The organism is Synechococcus sp. A10-1-5-9 (genome assembly GCF_047716785.1).
Classification (GTDB): domain Bacteria; phylum Cyanobacteriota; class Cyanobacteriia; order PCC-6307; family Cyanobiaceae; genus Synechococcus_C.
On the sequence record NZ_CP180406.1, the window covers coordinates 628231 to 644155 of the forward strand.

At 57.6% G+C, this 15925-nt stretch carries 18 protein-coding genes; 9 read left to right on the plus strand and 9 right to left on the minus strand.

The genetic code is table 11. The features are described 5' to 3' along the window. Positions 1 to 14 precede the first annotated feature (14 nt). From ACLM45_RS03680 to ACLM45_RS03700, 5 genes are all read left to right on the plus strand, one after another. Positions 15 to 401 carry a thermonuclease family protein gene (locus ACLM45_RS03680; RefSeq protein WP_415410647.1) on the plus strand — a complete coding sequence of 129 codons (387 nt, stop codon included), beginning with the start codon at positions 15 to 17 and terminating at the stop codon, positions 399 to 401. Next, a complete protein-coding gene (locus tag ACLM45_RS03685; protein ID WP_415410649.1) occupies positions 401 to 862 on the plus strand; it encodes a hypothetical protein in 462 nt (153 codons plus the stop codon). Before ACLM45_RS03680 ends, ACLM45_RS03685 begins: the two co-directional genes overlap by 1 nt. A gap of 7 nt (positions 863 to 869) precedes the next feature. Continuing rightward, the gene (locus ACLM45_RS03690) at positions 870 to 2129 is read left to right on the plus strand and encodes a hypothetical protein (RefSeq protein ID WP_415410651.1); all 1260 of its coding nucleotides are present in this window, start codon (positions 870 to 872) and stop codon (positions 2127 to 2129) included. Between the two features lie 89 nt (positions 2130 to 2218). Continuing rightward, complete coding sequence (locus tag ACLM45_RS03695) at positions 2219 to 3025, plus strand: hypothetical protein (RefSeq protein WP_415410652.1); 807 nt, start codon at positions 2219 to 2221, stop codon at positions 3023 to 3025. A gap of 964 nt (positions 3026 to 3989) precedes the next feature. After that, positions 3990 to 4337, plus strand: a complete 348-nt coding sequence (locus ACLM45_RS03700) for a hypothetical protein (RefSeq protein WP_415410653.1) — start codon at positions 3990 to 3992, stop codon at positions 4335 to 4337. A gap of 17 nt (positions 4338 to 4354) precedes the next feature. Here the strand turns inward: ACLM45_RS03700 and ACLM45_RS03705 are convergent, their stop codons facing one another. The 3 genes from ACLM45_RS03705 to ACLM45_RS03715 are packed head-to-tail and all read right to left on the minus strand — an operon-like array spanning position 4355 to position 5713. Continuing rightward, positions 4355 to 4591, minus strand: a complete 237-nt coding sequence (locus ACLM45_RS03705; protein WP_006041550.1) for a hypothetical protein — start codon at positions 4589 to 4591, stop codon at positions 4355 to 4357. 34 nt (positions 4592 to 4625) lie between these two features. After that, positions 4626 to 5423 carry a metallophosphoesterase gene (locus ACLM45_RS03710; protein WP_415410655.1) on the minus strand — a complete coding sequence of 266 codons (798 nt, stop codon included), beginning with the start codon at positions 5421 to 5423 and terminating at the stop codon, positions 4626 to 4628. An 8-nt stretch (positions 5424 to 5431) separates the two neighbouring features. Further along, the gene (locus tag ACLM45_RS03715; RefSeq protein ID WP_415410657.1) at positions 5432 to 5713 is read right to left on the minus strand and encodes a hypothetical protein; all 282 of its coding nucleotides are present in this window, start codon (positions 5711 to 5713) and stop codon (positions 5432 to 5434) included. A 35-nt stretch (positions 5714 to 5748) separates the two neighbouring features. On the opposite strand from ACLM45_RS03715, the gene ACLM45_RS03720 reads away from it, so the two are divergent. Beyond that, complete coding sequence (locus ACLM45_RS03720) at positions 5749 to 6198, plus strand: Fur family transcriptional regulator (RefSeq protein ID WP_415410659.1); 450 nt, start codon at positions 5749 to 5751, stop codon at positions 6196 to 6198. A 7-nt stretch (positions 6199 to 6205) separates the two neighbouring features. On the opposite strand, the gene ACLM45_RS03725 is transcribed toward ACLM45_RS03720, so the two are convergent. Beyond that, positions 6206 to 6688: a hypothetical protein gene (locus ACLM45_RS03725; protein WP_415410661.1), complete on the minus strand. Its 483-nt coding sequence runs from the start codon at positions 6686 to 6688 to the stop codon at positions 6206 to 6208. Between the two features lie 16 nt (positions 6689 to 6704). Here ACLM45_RS03725 and ACLM45_RS03730 point away from each other — a divergent pair, with 16 nt between their 5' ends. After that, positions 6705 to 7004 carry a cell division protein SepF gene (locus tag ACLM45_RS03730; protein WP_415410663.1) on the plus strand — a complete coding sequence of 100 codons (300 nt, stop codon included), beginning with the start codon at positions 6705 to 6707 and terminating at the stop codon, positions 7002 to 7004. Here ACLM45_RS03730 and arsS read toward each other — a convergent pair. Both arsS and ACLM45_RS03740 read right to left on the minus strand, forming a co-directional pair. Then, complete coding sequence (gene arsS / locus ACLM45_RS03735) at positions 6997 to 7941, minus strand: arsenosugar biosynthesis radical SAM (seleno)protein ArsS (RefSeq protein WP_415410665.1); 945 nt, start codon at positions 7939 to 7941, stop codon at positions 6997 to 6999. The genes ACLM45_RS03730 and arsS overlap by 8 nt on opposite strands. A 4-nt stretch (positions 7942 to 7945) precedes the next feature. Beyond that, positions 7946 to 8296, minus strand: coding sequence for a hypothetical protein (locus tag ACLM45_RS03740; RefSeq protein WP_415410667.1), 351 nt, complete (start codon positions 8294 to 8296; stop codon positions 7946 to 7948). A gap of 38 nt (positions 8297 to 8334) precedes the next feature. On the opposite strand from ACLM45_RS03740, the gene ACLM45_RS03745 reads away from it, so the two are divergent. After that, positions 8335 to 9246: a hypothetical protein gene (locus tag ACLM45_RS03745; protein ID WP_415410668.1), complete on the plus strand. Its 912-nt coding sequence runs from the start codon at positions 8335 to 8337 to the stop codon at positions 9244 to 9246. Here the strand turns inward: ACLM45_RS03745 and stpA are convergent. Beyond that, positions 9200 to 10420: a glucosylglycerol 3-phosphatase gene (gene stpA, locus ACLM45_RS03750; protein WP_415411339.1), complete on the minus strand. Its 1221-nt coding sequence runs from the start codon at positions 10418 to 10420 to the stop codon at positions 9200 to 9202. The two genes, ACLM45_RS03745 and stpA, sit on opposite strands and share 47 nt — an antisense overlap. A 151-nt stretch (positions 10421 to 10571) precedes the next feature. Here stpA and ACLM45_RS03755 point away from each other — a divergent pair, with 151 nt between their 5' ends. Further along, positions 10572 to 12101: a hypothetical protein gene (locus ACLM45_RS03755; RefSeq protein WP_415410670.1), complete on the plus strand. Its 1530-nt coding sequence runs from the start codon at positions 10572 to 10574 to the stop codon at positions 12099 to 12101. Positions 12102 to 12109: 8 nt separating this feature from the next. Here the strand turns inward: ACLM45_RS03755 and ACLM45_RS03760 are convergent, their stop codons facing one another. Then, the gene (locus tag ACLM45_RS03760) at positions 12110 to 14782 is read right to left on the minus strand and encodes an AAA family ATPase (protein WP_415410671.1); all 2673 of its coding nucleotides are present in this window, start codon (positions 14780 to 14782) and stop codon (positions 12110 to 12112) included. Continuing rightward, positions 14773 to 15918: a metallophosphoesterase family protein gene (locus ACLM45_RS03765; RefSeq protein ID WP_415410673.1), complete on the minus strand. Its 1146-nt coding sequence runs from the start codon at positions 15916 to 15918 to the stop codon at positions 14773 to 14775. The genes ACLM45_RS03760 and ACLM45_RS03765 overlap by 10 nt, the downstream gene beginning before the upstream one ends. Between the last annotated feature and the right edge of the window lie 7 nt (positions 15919 to 15925).

Genomic DNA, 15925 nt, shown 5'->3' on the forward strand with positions numbered 1-15925 from the left:
CACTGATTGGATTGATGAAATCAATTCTGACGGCTGCACTGCTGATGGCAGTGGCCAGCCCTGCATTCGCCAGGGAACATGTCACCATCAAACGCTGCTATGACGGCGATACCTGCACCACAACTGCAGGTGAAAAGATTCGCCTCGCTTGCATCGACACGCCCGAGCTGACGGGCAGCAGGGCTAACCCAGTTCCAGCCAAAGCAGCACGCGACTATCTGCGCAGTTTCCTCTTCGGAAAGGAAATTACGCTTGAGCGCATCACCACTGATCGGAATGGCCGCACCGTGGGGCAGTTGTATGCCAACGGCGTAAACGTTCAGCAGCAGCTCGTGCGTTCTGGTCATGCCGAGATCTATTGGCGTTATGCCAAGCCCTGCAGTTGGACCCGGTGGCAGTGATGGCAGTTAAGACAAAAACCCATCCCGTCGTCGGTCCGTTCCAGCGCAAGGTCGCGACGGTGATCAAAGAGATGGAATCCCAGAGCGTTCCCGATGCCCAGATGACGGCGATCGAGCTTCAGCACGAGATCGGATTCCTGTTGCGTCTGCACCAGTGGTCTGAAAACAGCTGGCAACACCGGCAGCTGTCAGCACTGATTGATGAACTCGAAGAGGCCATCGTCGGACACACCACCATCGAAAAGAAGTGCCGACCGTCCGGCGCTTCTGTGGAAAAGAAGGTGGTGCAAGTGACTTCACGCAGGCGGATGCACAGCGAGGTTCGAGTTAGTCACGGATTGATGGTGGCAGGGCTATTCGCTCTGACCTTCTTTTTTGCTGCTGCACCACTCGCGGCGTTTGTATTCACAGCGGTCGTCATCGTTCCAACGGCGATGGTCTGCTGGTTTTGGTTTCTGTAGGAGAGATATGGCCAGCTCCACAACACCGGCATGGGTCACCACGCTTCGAGCGATGGTGAAAACTCAGTTCCCACTGGGTGGCTTCACCGTCCACGAAGGCAACAGCAGAACCGGCACCCCCAACACCCGATTGCAGAAGCGCTGGAAGGACGGCACCCGCCAAAACGCAGTGCTGCCCATCAAGTGGGAAGCGGCGAACAGCATGGAGATCCTCGGAGCAATCAAGACTGTTCACGAGCACATGTGCAGCCGCAGTGGAATGTCACTGCAGGAAGCAGTGCGTCTGCTGACTGCCGTTGAAACCACCACAGGGCTGGATGTGAAGGTCAGCTGGAGTGATGTTGTGGATCGGTACCGAAGCCACCTCGTCGACTCCGGCATGGTGAAAGCTGAGGTTTTCGATGTTCAGCACGTCTATGCCCTGCGGCGTGTGCTGGAAGTGGTGACAGGGCTTGGCGCACCCACCACTGCAAAAGGTGTTCTGCAACGGATCGCCACCGGCAAACCAGGAACACGTGGACGGGTTGTGCGCGTCGAACGTGCAGCAGCGTTCTTCAGATTCGCGGTGAAGGAGGTGGGGATGGATGTCCGCTGGTGGCCGCCCGAGGGTGAAGAGCTGGTGACGATCAAAGGCAAACGCCCACCGAATGACACCAAGACCACCCGCGAAGGCAAAGCCGCCTATCTGCTGGATGATGCATTTCTCCGGTTGTATGACTCGATCGCTGATCCACGTTGGAAGCTGGCGTTCGGTCTGCTGGGAGTGTTCGGTCTCCGGGGCGTCGAGCTGAAGTATCTGGAAGTTCGCAGCGGTCGGTTGTTCTGCAGTTACCGGAAGCGGAGCGGTCGGGGTGAACCAACACCACCGCGATACCTGGAACCGCTGGATCCCAAAGGTGCAACAGGGATGGGCGAGAGATTGCTGGTGCAACTCAGCAGCGGAATCACGGGATTGCCGCCCCTAGGCACCAAGGACGGTGAGACGAGCGACAAGCTGCTGAAGCACCTGAAGCGGAATGAGGTTTGGCAGCAGCTGCAATCCGAAGCGCAGGGCCAGACCGATGAACGAATGTCGATCTACAGCTTCAGGCATGGTTTCGCCTATCGCAGCAGCATGGTCTACAACCTGCCCATCAGGGTGGCGGCGAAGCTGATGGGTCACTCGGTCGACACCCATATGAGGGATTACGGCGAGCGTCTCTATGGCGATGATCTGCGCGATGTAGTGGAAGCAGCCCGCACCCGCCTCAAGGCCGAGGTGGGATGAGTTGGGAAGTGCCGCTGATCTAAGTGGCACATCTCGGGGTTGGGGGTTGCTGCCCTGATCCATAGCTTGTCACCACCGAGGGTCGAGTGTTGTTCTGCTCCACCCCTGCCGGTGGCGGCAACTTCAGCGCCGAATTGTGGGAACGAGCGAAGTCCACACCTGGATGGGACCGCTGGAGCTTCAAATCAGTTGACGGTGGCTGGATCAGCCCCGAATTCGTGGATGAAGCCAAAGCAACGATGGATCCCTCGCTGTATCGGCAGGAATTCGAAGCCTCGATCGAATCCCTCCTAGGTGCCATCTATGCGGACTTCAGCAGGGCCAACAACGTCGGCGCCGGCCACTACGACCCGAACGAACCGCTGCTGATGGGATGCGATTTCAACCGCAATCCGATGTGCGCCTGTGTCGGTCAGCTGCAGGGCGAAAAGCTGGTGATCCTGCGGGAATTCGTGCTGATTGACGCCGACACCAGGATGCTGGCGCAGGAAGTCCGCAGGGCCTACCCGCGCATGGAAATCATCTGCTTCCCCGATCCAACGGGCAGCAGGAGCCAGACCAGCAGCATGGGACTGTCGGACCATGCAATCCTTCGCCAGTCCGGCTTCAAGGTGAAGGCACCGAAAGCACCTTGGGCGATCCGCGATAAATACGCTGCCGTTCGAATGTTCATCCGCGACGCACAGAACCGTCGCAAGTTGCAGATCGACCCCAGCGCCAAGCGACTCGTGCGTTCCCTCGCCTCACTGGAATACGCCCCAGGTAAATCAGTTGCCGACCCCAAGAGCGATCACGGGCATATGAGCGATGCTCTGGGATATATGTGCCTCGGCATCGCCAAAGGTCTGCTGCCGTACAAGCTCGGCGTCAGCAGCTTCAAGATGTACGGCAACTAGCCGACCACTGGGGGTCGGTCAGGTTGATAGCTCAAGACGCCATCAAAAAATCCGATCCGTTATCGATGCTCAGATGGGTCCTCACGCAGGTGATGACACATTTCCCATCATCGAGGTCGCACTCGCTGATGCAGTCGAAATAATCATCGACGGCCTGCCATCGTTCAGTGATGGATTGATGCTCGTGTTCTCGTTTGAGTGAATGCATTTAGTTCTCCCAAGTGCAACACTCCTACCAGTACTTTTGAGTCAGATCAATTTAAGTATTGCAATAAATAGAATACCTAGGAAAATCCTCTCAGGCGCAAATACTTAGTCTTAGTCAGTCAAACTGGATCAGTTGCACTGATAGTGATGGGGATAGCGAGTCCTGAGTAGATGCGACCTATGCCAGGACTCGCTATGAGCATCAGCCCCCAATCGACGGGGTATCCCTGTCCCATCGACAGTTCAAGTGAAATCCAGATTGCAGGATGAAAACACCCCCAAACGGGGTCAGTTGCACGGGCAGTGAGCGACTTGTGCAGATTTGTGAAATCTCGGGAATTCTGCAACTTTCGCTGCAACTCAGCCCTGCTGCTGCCCGACAAAAGCCAGTGATTGCAAGCACTCTCAGCGATTTTGAGGACGCTTTGGGAGCACTAGGTCGCAGGTTCGAATCCTGTCGCCCCGATTAGTCTTGTCATCTCAGCATTCGTAGCTGTTGAGACGTTTCTTATCGTTGACAAAGGTCAATGTTTGGTGAGTTGTCAATGAAACGGTGGAAGTTCTTACTGCCCTAGCCATCCTTCCCTTTTTGGCTGCCCTCGTCGTCGGAGCTCGTGAAGCCGAAGAAGCCAGCCGCAACAGCTAACCCCAAACACACTTGAACACTCGAATGTGAAGGTTCGGGTCTGATAGGGGTTGTATCGGTGGTACTCGCCTGAATTCCGTTGCTAAGCCGGAGTCAGAGCCCTTTAATGCAATGCGCTGGAAGCTTGTCCTGGCCAGTCTCATTCTGGGAAGTTTTGCATCGACATCCAAGGCCGACACCTCCAGCGTGACCCTGCAAAGCGGTCAGTCCATCGTGCAAGCCAATGCTTCTCTCACTGCATCGGGATGGCGTCCTGCACCTGAACGCCCAGTTCTTGACTTTGAGAAGACCCTGTCAGGAACTGATCTACGGGCTCTAGCGTCTTGCTCAGGCACAGGGCCAGGCTTTTGTCGGTACGACTATCAACGCGATGGTCAGCGTCTGTTCGTTGTCACAGTTGCTGACGGCAGCCGTTCAGACAATGCTGGCATCGTGTCGCAGTGGTGGACTGAACCCTAAGGGCAGCCTGGTTGGTCTTAAGCCAACCCGTTGACAAGACGAAGGGTTCCCCAGAGATCGAATACACAGAAGACGATTCCGATCACAATCAGATCCCAGGCTTTGTGGCGCAGGGCCCAAGGAGCAAGAAACACTTCGGCAATTCCATGAAGAGCTGTGCCTAGGGCAATGTGCTCGAGCACCAGCAGTCCATGAGCCAGGAGAAAAAGACCACTGGCGACGAATCGCATCGACACCGTCCAGGAAGCTGACACCCTCGTCCTCAAACAGGACGCCACACTATCCGGTTCACTCTGGATCGTCCTGGACTGAAGACCAGCGCAAGAGTCGCTCCTGCACAGAACCATCTCCCATGAGATCGAGCACACGTCCTCCGGGGTCCCAGGCCCTTCCGAGCGGACAGGGCTGCACAGGATCAAATGAGGCAAGCGTCGAAGGGCAACCGAGCAAGGTGAGCTGAAAGTCGGGGCTTAGCTCGTCCTGCCAATGCTGATGAATGTGTCCGAACAGCACAGCCCTAACCGACGAAAACATTTTCAGAACATCCATCAGCTGCGCTCCATCAAGGAGACCGATGCTGTCCATTGCAGGATCACCAATCGGAACAGGAGGGTGATGAAGAGCAACCACCACGAACTTTCCGAGCGTCTCTGCCTCCCTGAGCTGACTGGTGAGCCAAGACATCTGAGCACCACCGATCAGTCCGGCGCATCCCCCTGCTCGGTGACTGGACAGAACAAGCACACGCCACCATCCTTTATCCACCATCCCGGGAGCTACGACCCAGCGGCGCCCAAGAACGGCCCGCAGCCGTTGGGGATGATCATGATTGCCGGCCAACAGGCCAAAGCGAAATGCACTTGCAGAGTTTTTTGGGATCGCATCGTCAAGCGAGTCCCGCAGCCGCACATAACCGCACCAGGTTTCGTCGTGGCAGCAATCTCCAGTGACCAGAACGAGGTCAGGCTGTTCATGCAAGGCCCGATCGAGAGCCTTTCGGAACAAAGACAACGCTGATCGTCCGCGAACCCTCCCATCGGCTTGCGCCACCAGGTGTGGATCACTGAGTTGGATCAGTCGTGGCATGAGCAGCGTCAGGAAGGCCAGCGCCAGGCACTGCGGTCCAGCATGGTCTGTTCAGGGATTTTTGTGGATCCCAGCTCGCGCTCCAAATACACCTGGTGACAGCCGTCACCATCCGCTAGGGCGTCGATCAATCTGGGGGAGTGGGCGATCACCCAGACCTGCGTGCGTTGAGAAATGGAACGAATCAAACGGGCGAGACAAGCCATCAGATCACCGCAGGCAGCGGCCACGATCAGCGTGCGGGCACGGACAAGATTGGATTGATCGCTGCCGTTGGCCCATAATCTCAATAAACATTACTATTGAGAAACGCTGCAGGATTCGGTTGCCTTCTGTCTCCACGCAACCTGAGGTTGGCGGGTCCTTAAAGCAAGGGCTCCATCAAGAGGGACGTCGACTCACACCCCAGCGACGTCTGATCCTGGAGCTGTTCGAATCGCTGGGAAGTGGACGACATCTCAGCGCGGAGGACGTGCACCACCAACTGCTGCACCTTCAATCAAAGGTATCGCTTGCCACGATTTACCGCACATTGCGACTGTTGGTGGAGATGGGGTTTCTCCAAGAACTGGAAACCAGTAACGGCAGTCGGTTCGAACTCGCTGACGCCGAACACATCCGCCATCACCACCTCGTTTGCGTGCGATGCGGACGCACAGAGGACTTTGAAAGTGAAGCTGTTCTGAATGCAGGACTGAAAGCCAGCACAGGATTTGGATTTGACCTCATCGGGTCCAGTCTCACAGTGAGCGGCATTTGCCCTCAGTGCCAATGAAGCGGGATCAGTGATGTCCCTTCGGATGCTCCGAGCACGGCATCCAGAAATTCCCCATTTGATGGGCCCCCTTGCAGCCAAGGTTCTTGGCTTGGTCTTCGGCGAGCTCTCGGGTTGGATAGGCGAGAGTACGAGGATCGCCTGCGGTAGCGGACTGTGAGCCTCCACCGCCATGGTGCGCGTTGTGATCATGAACACCAGGCTGTGCTCCCATTCGCACTAAACCCATACTCATCGGTCCAGCGGTCCACACCCCCATGGTGTTCACTCCAACTGCCAGCAGACCCATTCCCACGATCGAGAAATTGATCACCCCCATGGCCACAACGCCAATGGAGACAACACCCATCGGCACGATTCCGATGCACACAACGCCCATCGGCACGATTCCAATGGACACCGTTCCCAACGGAGCGATACCGATGGCAAGACGTTTGGGTTTGCTGCCGCAATGGGCCGGCCCCTGATCAGACAGTTGTGAGGCGTTCATGCTCCCATGATGACGTTTGTTCCCACCGCACCTTCACCTCGCCAAGTTGGATGTGATGAATATTGGTCAACTCCAAGCATTCCACGAGGTTCTCGTGATCACCCCCCTGAGATTCGAGCAGGGAGCGGAGGCGGTCCTTGCCGTTCGCGAACAATGCATCGTGGTCCTGAATCTCACGGCCATGGAACCGTCTTTGGCGCAAAGAACTGCCGATTTCGTTTCCGGGGGAGTCAGAGCACTGGATGGCCAGGAACATCGCGTTGGAGATCAGGTTCTGCTCTTTGCGCCAGCAAACGTCGACGTGAATCTCAGCTGAGCGAACCGCCACAGCTGGAACCTTGTCCAGCTGTGCAACCGAAGCAGTGATCCGCTACGGCAATCGGCTGATCGACCAAGCCATCCTTCGTTGTCAACAAATCCTCGAGCACAGCTGGCTCTGCGCCGACTGAACAACCGAGTTGTTGGTTGAAATCGCAGTCATGAAGTGCACCGGTCCAGCTGACGCTGATTAACGTCCGACACATAACCCCATCCAGATTGTCTGAACAATGCGCCTCTCGAAGGAGGGTTTGATAACCCTCTAGCTCTCCGCTGACCTCCAAGTCTCGAGCAAAACGCTTGATCGGCATGTTGGCAAGCGTCAGCAGATGATGAAAAGAAATCCCGTGGGATGCCTTCAATTGCTCCCTGTATTGCTCTTCCAAAGACTGCTGGGGCGGAGGCAAGGAAGGACCTGATGGGTTGTAAACAAGATCCAGCTCCAGAGGAGATCCAGGCATTCCATATCCCAAGTGATTCAGCACTTTCAAGGCATCAAGACTGCGCTCGAACACACCTCTGCCCCGCTGCAGATCGACCCGTTCCTTTTCATAACAAGGAAGCGAGGCCACGATGCGCACACCTGACTCGGCTAGGAATTCAGCTAGTGATTCCTGCCCAGGTTCCGACAAAATCGTGAGGTTGCAGCGATCAATCACCGCAACGCCTAGGGCTCGGGCGGCACGTACAAGGTCTCTGAACTGCGGATGAAGCTCGGGGGCACCCCCTGTCAGATCAAGGGTTTTCAACTGGCAGTGCCTCAGGACCTGCGGAATGAGCTCAACCTGGTGAGACTCCATCATTTCCGTACGCCAGGGACCTGCATCCACATGGCAGTGACGACAGCTCTGATTACAGCGGTAGCCAAGATTCACCTGAAGTGTTTCAAGGCGTCGTCGTCGTAGAGACGGGAATGGCGAGGGCAGAACACTCATGGCGTCAGGACTCAATTTTAAGGACGCCGCTTTCAATGATCCGCAGCCATCCGGTCGAGTAACGCCACCGTTCAAGCATCACCTTGGGTCTGTCGGTGAGCAGCACACGGCTTGCACTTCCCTGCTGGTCACGCGTCACGGTGAGGCCACAGGCGGACACTTTTTGCCAACGTCTCTGATAGAGGATTTCGCTGTAGCGACGTCCAATACGTAGAAAGCGTCGACCACGGACCGATCCATCCTCCGACCAGGTCTCCAGCTGCAAACCACCCAGAAGGGCATCGCCACGCTGACCCTGGCGGATCACCAGAGAACTGCCAAGACGAGGAAGAGCGCAGTCCGCAGAATTCAGCAAATTGATCCATTATCGGTATGCGATTTTGAGCTGCAGCTGTGCGCATCTGGCCGCTGATCGCACTCGGAGTATTCGCCGGGATCGCCGGGGGAATCAGTGCCCGCATCTTCAGTGGCGGAGCCTTGAACTGGCCTGAGCCGTCAACTGCACTGATCACGGTCCTGCGCAAACAGCCGCCGCCCCAACCCCCATCACGGGATGAGATTGCTCGCCTCGTCCCTGATCAACGTGCCGAACTCGTCCGAGCGAACGGAGACCCCATCGCAGTTGAATACAGCAGTGTGATTTTGGATCCACGCTGGATTGATCTGGAATTTTTCGGAGGTTGGAACCGGGAATTCGAAGCCAATGAGGATCCCGAGGCCCTGCTTTTTTTCACCGGCCCAACCTTCGAAAAGCAGTTCGGCCGGGGGGAACTGGATATGGCTCTCCATGGCGATCTGATGCTGAGCAATGGAACCTGGCGGGCTGGAAATCGAGCGGCGGCGGCTGGAAGGGCCTACATCGCTATTACACGTGAAGGAGAACTGGTCTTCGGATACGGGGATCTCACACCGTCTCGAGAGGAGAAATTTCGTCTCTTTGTTGGTGGATTGCATGCCTTCAGTCATCAAGATCAGATTCCTCCAGCCGACTATCGCGGTGTCTACGGAGAGATGAGGCTGGCCGACGTTCGCATCATCTATGCACTGCGATCCGATGGCGCTCTTGAAGTGATTGAGACAGCCGACGGTGTCCATTTCAATGACCTCAAGCTGCTGGTGGAACAACGCAACTTCACGGCAGCCTTTCTGCCCGACCATGCCTCGAAATCCCGGCTGATCGTTCCGGGCACCAGGCCGTGGAGTGAGGAACAGGCCGTCTGGGTGAGTGGAGGCAAACCTTCCATCACCCAGTTGCCGTTCATGCTGAGAGTGCTCGCCCGTGATGCGCTTCCGCAAGCGCGATAAACCAGTTCACATACCGCTCCGGGCCTTCAGGGATGCAGACATCAAACCGCAGTGAGTCGTTTGGATCACTGATCCCCTCGAAGCAACCATCAAGCAGGGAAGGACGATCCACTTCCCCGCCGCTGCTATCGACGAGAACAACCCGGTTGTGGAGCCCATAACTCTCACCAAGCTCCTGGAGAAGGGTGAGAAATCCGCGGTCACTGCCACCACGTAACCAACCCTCCCCTGAAGGACAAGGCGTTGAGGTAACGGTGTCGCCAACGCCAACAAGGTGGGGCATCAGGTCCTTGGCAATTCTCTCATGGCAGAGCGCGAGCAGTGCCCCATGGTCGTGTGGAGCTGTACGCACGTTGAAGTTCTCACCCAAGGGTGCATTACCAGTTCGATTGGCAATGTGGCGATTGATCAAGACCAACAATCCAACTTCCTTGATTGCACCCCGCAGCATGAACTGAATATCGGTGCTTCCCACATCGCCGGCTTCAGATGGTTTGAGGCGCTCAAGACCTTCCTGATCCCGTCCAAGGTTCGGAGCCACATGCAAAAAGAAGGAATGGCCCAGACCTTCGGCTGCTGCCATCGCCATCAACTGATCCATGAGCTCCTGAAGCATCGCCTGCAGCTGCCGTTGCCGGGCCACGTCATTCGGAATCAGGCTGAAGAGGCTGTTGAGATTGATGGTTGGCGAGACCTGGGTGTCGAGGATCGCCCGCTGAATCTCCATAGCCATTGCTTCGTCTCCGAGCTCGGGCATGACGGAAGGAAGGCGCTGGACAAGAAGACCTTGCATACGCGTTGGCACCTGGGCGAGAAACGCCATCTCCGCATCACTGACGCCTGGATGGGTGAGCTCTCCGTAACAGTCCTGCAGCTGCACGCCACCAGCTGCCAGTCCCGGGAGGTAAAGGCCTTCCCGTGCGGCCGTTGCAGCATCACCAAGGGCAGCCTCCACAAGCCGGTTCACACCACGGCGGCCCTCATGCTCTCCGTTGGTCAGAACTTGAAAGCGACCCTTCAGTAGCGCGGCCGCTCGCACATAATCCGCTGGCATCCGGCGGGTGAGCGGATCCTTCACCAGCGGCATGCAAACACCGTCCAGGTCCTGAACGATCAACAGATCAGAACTGGAGAGGAGCTCCTCATGGAGTTGGGCAAGATCCATCCGAAACACCTCGATCGCTAAACCGGTCGTCACGATCCCACGATCAGGCCATCCAGCCAATCACTCACTGGAGGCAGCTTGCCGGTACGTATGAGATGGATCGTGGCCACTGCTTAGGCTTAGGCATCAAGGCTTGATCAAAGGAGATTGCGCCGAACGCATGAACACGGCCCTGAACAGCAACGGCTTCTTCCCTCGCAGCTTGGATGGCGATCTGGTTCGGCAACGCATCCGCGATCTTGAGTCAGGGAAAGTGGGCTTCTACAGCGTGGGGTTGTACCCCGCCTCACTTGCCTACAACTGCGCTATGCAGCAGGACGAACCTGCGTCACTGCTGCTGGCTGCCCGCCCTGGGAGAGAACTTCTGGGTGCCTTCTCCCAGGATGCTCTCGATGGGATGGACCCGGATCACGTTGCCAGCGTGGAGCGGATGGGAAGTCATCTCCAAAACGGTCAGCGCTGTCCCAACACCCTCAAGGACCTGTTGCAGCGCTGCGAGCTGGTTGTTCTCAGCGCAAACAGCAATCACGTGGAGGAAGACCTGCAGGAAGCCTGCCGATTGCGTGAGGAACTCGGCCGTGAACATGTGGTTCTGGCCTGCCTAGCCGGGTCATTCAGCCACGACCACATCGCCAACGAGTCGTATGTGCTCTGTGAGAAAGTCCCCAATCTCGGATTCTTCTCCGGATTCCATCGGCACGGGGCACTGCGCAACCCCCACGACAGCTTCACGGCCAACTTCTGCCACCCCAGTGCCCTCACAGCCCTGCTTGCAGCACGGATGCTGGATCGCCTCTCCCCGAATATCCAGGTCTCACCTGGGGTTCACAACATCGAGGGGCAATACATCAAAGCCGCCAAGAACATGTCATCGGTGTTCGCTGGTTTCGGCTACACCTACCACCACGACAATCCCGGGGTTCTCCCCACCTTGCTCACCCTGCTGCTGGATCAATGCCTCGATCAGGCAGCCACCGTGTCGATGGCTCGCCGGAACAGGCAAAGCCTCTACAACCGGCAACCCTTTCCCCTCACTGAACTCGGCTACGGGGTCCAGAGAATCGAAGCCGCTCTTGTTCGAGGAGGGGATATGGAGAAGGTGCGGGATCACACCTTTGCCCAACTCACGGCGATGGTCGCCGATGTCCGCGGCAGCATGATGCGTCCTGTTTCCGGAAAGCCAACCCGGAATTTCCAGGCAGGACAAGTGCTCGCCGAACACATGCGCGCGGAGCAACGCTGCCCTCAATCCATGGAGGAACTGGAAAACTGGTGCGAAGACGCAGGCTTGCGCAAGGGAGGACTTGAGGGACTCAAAGCACTGCGCTACTGGCCTCAGATCGCCCGAAAATATGCGATTCCCGTCCATGACGCCTCCATGGTGAACCTTCTGTATATGGCGATCTATGGCCAATCCAGCACCAAGGATGTGGCCTTTTCGGTGATGACCGAAAGCCGGGAGCTTTCGAATTACTGTCAGGAATCTGTTCGCCCCACGCACAGCCGTCGCTACGCGGACGCGCTTCAAAACCTTGATCAGCCAGAAGCGATGGACCTGGTGGTGAATGCGGTGATCGCTGACAACGCTCGCCGGTTAATCCGAGACGACTCAGGAATCGAGGAGTCGGAGGCCAACGCCGAGCCTCCCGCCTATCTCAAGGCCATGAATGTGATTGAGAATGCGCTCTGAACCGATGGCTACACAGGCGGAAGCATCACGCAGGAATCGGCAATCTCGCGGTAGGGCTCTGGATCACAGCTCAGCACGACCACCTGAAGCCCAAAATCAACAGCTTGGCGCAACATCGTCAGTACTGAAACCAAACGCTTGGGGTCGGTGTTGGTGAAGGCATCGTCGAACAGCAGGGGCAGGCAACCGTCATGACTGCTGCTCAGGGTGTCGGCCATCGCCAGGCGCAGAGCGGCATTGAACTGCTCCTTCATGCCTCCACTGAGCTGGGCAAAATCAAATGACCGCCCGGATCGTTGCAGCCGCAGGGCATTCAAGCCTTCAGTGGGATCGACATTCAGCTCACACTCGTCCGAGGCCTCCAGGAGTAGAGGAGCCATAAAGCGATTGATGCTTTGCCTGAGGGGCATGGAATAGCGCCTGGACAGATCCCGTCGCGCCTCCTGGAAACGCCTCAGAAGCAGCTGGCGCGCCTCAGCCACCAAAGTTGCCTGTTGTTCAGCCCGGATCGCCAGATCCCTTGCGGCTGCTGTCTCCTCGACCAGCGCGTGCAAGTCGCTACGGCCGAGACGATCGCAACGCTCAAGCAGGCCACCTTGTTCACGATTGAGATCCTCACGCCGACGGGAAAGAGTTTGTTCTTTCTGTTCAAGAGAGGCGAGCTGCATCTTGGCGTCGGCCGTTCGATCAAGACCAGCCTCGGCAGCCAGCGCGAGAAGCTTGGACTGCTGCACGCGGCTTGTCTCCATCAGAACGTCCAGCTGACGCTGGATCTGTGCCGATTCACCGTGAGTCTCCACCAAGGCTTGGCGTTGTTGGCGTCGTTGAAGCTGCTGGGCTTCCAGGCGTTCCACAGTCACCCGTCGCTCTTGCCGTTCCGACTGAACAGCGATCAGGCTGCGTTCCAGGGCCTCAAGGCCCGCGCGAAGCGTCCGTGTCTGCTCCTGGACCGATTTATAGGAGGCCCGGCAGTCGAGGAGTGCCTGATCTAGAGCCGTGGCATCCATCGTGAACGCTGTCTCAGGTTCGAGGTCCTGCTGAAGGGCTGACAGTGTTTGCCGCAGGGTTTCAAGGGATTCATTGCCGTCACCTTGGGCAGGACGCTGATGATCCAACTGCTGGAGGCGCGCATTCACAAGAGCGAGCTCCTGGGTGAGTTTTTGCTGCTGAAGCAGCTGCTCCCTGGCCTCATCCAGGGATGACGCGCCCCACTGACGCAGTCCTTCGTCGAACGCCGCCTGGAGTTGTGAGCGCTCAGTGGTCAGTGAGGCCATGCCTGTGCCTTCTCCGGGAATCACCTGCACCATCACCCCCCCACCAACTTGGAGTCGGAACGCCCCATAACGCTGCAGGGTCTGTCCTTCCAACAACGCATCACCATCGAGCACCACCTCCTGATCAGCCGCTTCCAGATGAATGGACGACGCCATGCTGTTCAGTCGGATCTGCAGTTCTCGAAGACGCTCCTGCAAACGCTGCAGGGCAGAGAAAGCCTCGGTGGTTTGTCCCGGTGCAGCATCAAGCTTGTTCCGGAGTGATGTCTGTTGCGATTGAAGCTGTGCTCGCAGATCATCCCGTTGTTGATGGTCACGAATCCGGGTTTCGAGGGTCCGGAGCTCCTGCTGTCGTCGCAGTGCATGACCGCGCTCCTCAAGCGCATGTCGCTGCTCTTCTAGAGCGTTGAGAGAGGCCTGCCTCGTTTTGAGTTGCTCGGACTGCTGTGTGGCCAGCACCACCGCTTTCTCCAGATCGTGGCGGTGGGCCTGGATTGAACAGCTTGTCGACTCTGTTTCGGCATCAAGAGACTTCAGGCTGTTGAGCTGCTGCTTGAGCTGTTGTTCCTCCTGAATCAGCGGTGCGAGCGACCGCTGCAGATCGAGCAGGGTGGTTAGCCGGCTGCGCTGCTGTCGTAGTTCAGGAACAGCGCCAGTCTCAAGATCTCGCAGGGCCTGCTCATTGCGATCGAGCTCTTCGCAGGCCGATTCATAGATCTCCAGCTGTTGGCACGCGTCCTGATGGCGCTGCTCAGCCTGCTGCAACTCCTGACGCCGCTTCCAGAGTTCGCTCTGCTGCTTGACGCCACGACTGGTGAAGCTGGAGGCGACCAACGCCTCCAGCTGATCGTGAATGTCTTGATCCAGGGGTGATTGCAGTGATTCCGAAGCCTGGCTCTCCAAGGCAGCAATGAGGCCATTGAGGTCGTAATGGCTGCCATCGAGATCAAGAAGATTGCGGCCTGCAAGCCCTTGCATCACCCAGAGATGGGCCCAGCGGCTGGGCAGGACCCGGTTCACTTGCCGACTGCCGATGATCTCCTCAACACCGAGCAGTGAAGCCAGGCGATCCTCGGCTTCTCCGCCCAGATGCGCTGACGCACCGATCCGACTGAGGCGGCAGGTGCCACCGGAACCACTGAAAGATTTCTGCAGAGACCAGTGATGCCCATCCGCTTCGAAGTCGAGTTCCACTTGGGGATGACCGGCATGCACCGCGGAGCGCAGATCACGAACGGCGGCACCGGTAGCTGTGGCACGCACGAACAACGTGCGATGCATGGCCTCCACCAGTGAGCTCTTCCCCGTTTCGTTGCCACCGCCGATCAACGTCAACCCCGGAACAAACGCCACCTCCAGTTCTCGGTGGCGGCGCACACTCTCCAGCCGGCAGCGGATTAAGCGCATGAAGTGGCGACGCAGAGCTGATGGAGTTCAATCAAAGCCTGCTCGATCAGTGGGTCAGCACCACCCTCGAGCTCTTGTTTCAAACCTGCCGCAATGCTGCTGAGGAGAGGACCATCGCTCCGGTTTAAACACTGATCGAGTTCTCCATCGGTTGGATGTCGCCGAAGCTCACCTCGCAAGCGCAGATGCAGAAGCTGCTCTGAAAGCTCTTCAAGAAGTGCTTGCAAACGACAATGGGCGTCCAAGCCAAGCCGGCCGTTCAGTTCAAGTCGCAGTAGATCCCTGCCCACGCGACTGCCGATGCAAGCGTCGAGTTGATGGTGCAGGCGCTCCAGATCGGGCATCCCCTGGAGCTGCATGGTGATCCGATGCCAAGCAACCCGCCCTGTCGTGAACATCTGAACCCGAGGATCGTCCCCCCTTGTGAGGTCGGCCAAAATCACCTGCGACCGCTGATCATCTGGACCCGTTGGGAATCGATCAGGCTCAGGTGTACCGCTATACCAGGCATTGCTCTGAACCTGCATCAATCCATGCCAGTCACCGAGAGCGATGTAATCGAGCTCTCCGGTGGGAAGTTGCTCCAGGTTCAAGGAATTGACATCAGTCCCTGAGCCGAAGCCCTGCACCGATCCATGGGCCAGCAGAACGCGTGGAGCCTCTGGATCCAGATCCTGCCAGTTGAGCTGATCAAGCCAGCGCATCGGACCGACACTGTCGTGACGACGAAGCAGGGGACAGGGCAACAGGGTCAACCCCGCTCTGCTCATGGGCTCGGGTTGGGTCAGAAGCTCCAGATTCGGGGCCCGTTCACGCATCCGGCGCTGAAGATCCTCCCGCCGCCAGATACCACCCGCACCACCGTGGTCATGATTGCCGGGGATCACAAGAACAGGGCACGGCATCGCACCGATCAGCTCCATCACCTCCAAGACCTCCGCGGCCGGAACGGTTGAGGAATCAAAAAGGTCGCCGGCCACGAGAAGGGCATCCACCGATTCATGGCGGGCAACGTCGCCGATGCGGCTGACGACCTCGACACGTTCTCTCTGGAGACGAGCCTGTTTCTGAGGATTAGTAATCCATCGGTAGGGCTTGCCGATCTGCCAGTCAGCCGAGTGAAGAATGCGGGGCACGCGCTCC

What these genes read in the sequence shown, in the direction of transcription:
- ACLM45_RS03690 (WP_415410651.1), top strand. Translation starts at nt 870, where the DNA reads ATGGCCAGCTCCACAACACCGGCATGGGTCACCACGCTTCGAGCGATG.
- ACLM45_RS03685 (WP_415410649.1), top strand. Translation starts at nt 401, where the DNA reads ATGGCAGTTAAGACAAAAACCCATCCCGTCGTCGGTCCGTTCCAGCGC.
- ACLM45_RS03680 (WP_415410647.1), top strand. Translation starts at nt 15, where the DNA reads ATGAAATCAATTCTGACGGCTGCACTGCTGATGGCAGTGGCCAGCCCT.
- ACLM45_RS03760 (WP_415410671.1), bottom strand. Translation starts at nt 14,782, where the DNA reads ATGCGCTTAATCCGCTGCCGGCTGGAGAGTGTGCGCCGCCACCGAGAA.
- ACLM45_RS03755 (WP_415410670.1), top strand. Translation starts at nt 10,572, where the DNA reads ATGAACACGGCCCTGAACAGCAACGGCTTCTTCCCTCGCAGCTTGGAT.
- arsS (WP_415410665.1), bottom strand. Translation starts at nt 7,941, where the DNA reads ATGAGTGTTCTGCCCTCGCCATTCCCGTCTCTACGACGACGACGCCTT.
- ACLM45_RS03725 (WP_415410661.1), bottom strand. Translation starts at nt 6,688, where the DNA reads ATGAACGCCTCACAACTGTCTGATCAGGGGCCGGCCCATTGCGGCAGC.
- ACLM45_RS03710 (WP_415410655.1), bottom strand. Translation starts at nt 5,423, where the DNA reads ATGCCACGACTGATCCAACTCAGTGATCCACACCTGGTGGCGCAAGCC.
- ACLM45_RS03700 (WP_415410653.1), top strand. Translation starts at nt 3,990, where the DNA reads ATGCGCTGGAAGCTTGTCCTGGCCAGTCTCATTCTGGGAAGTTTTGCA.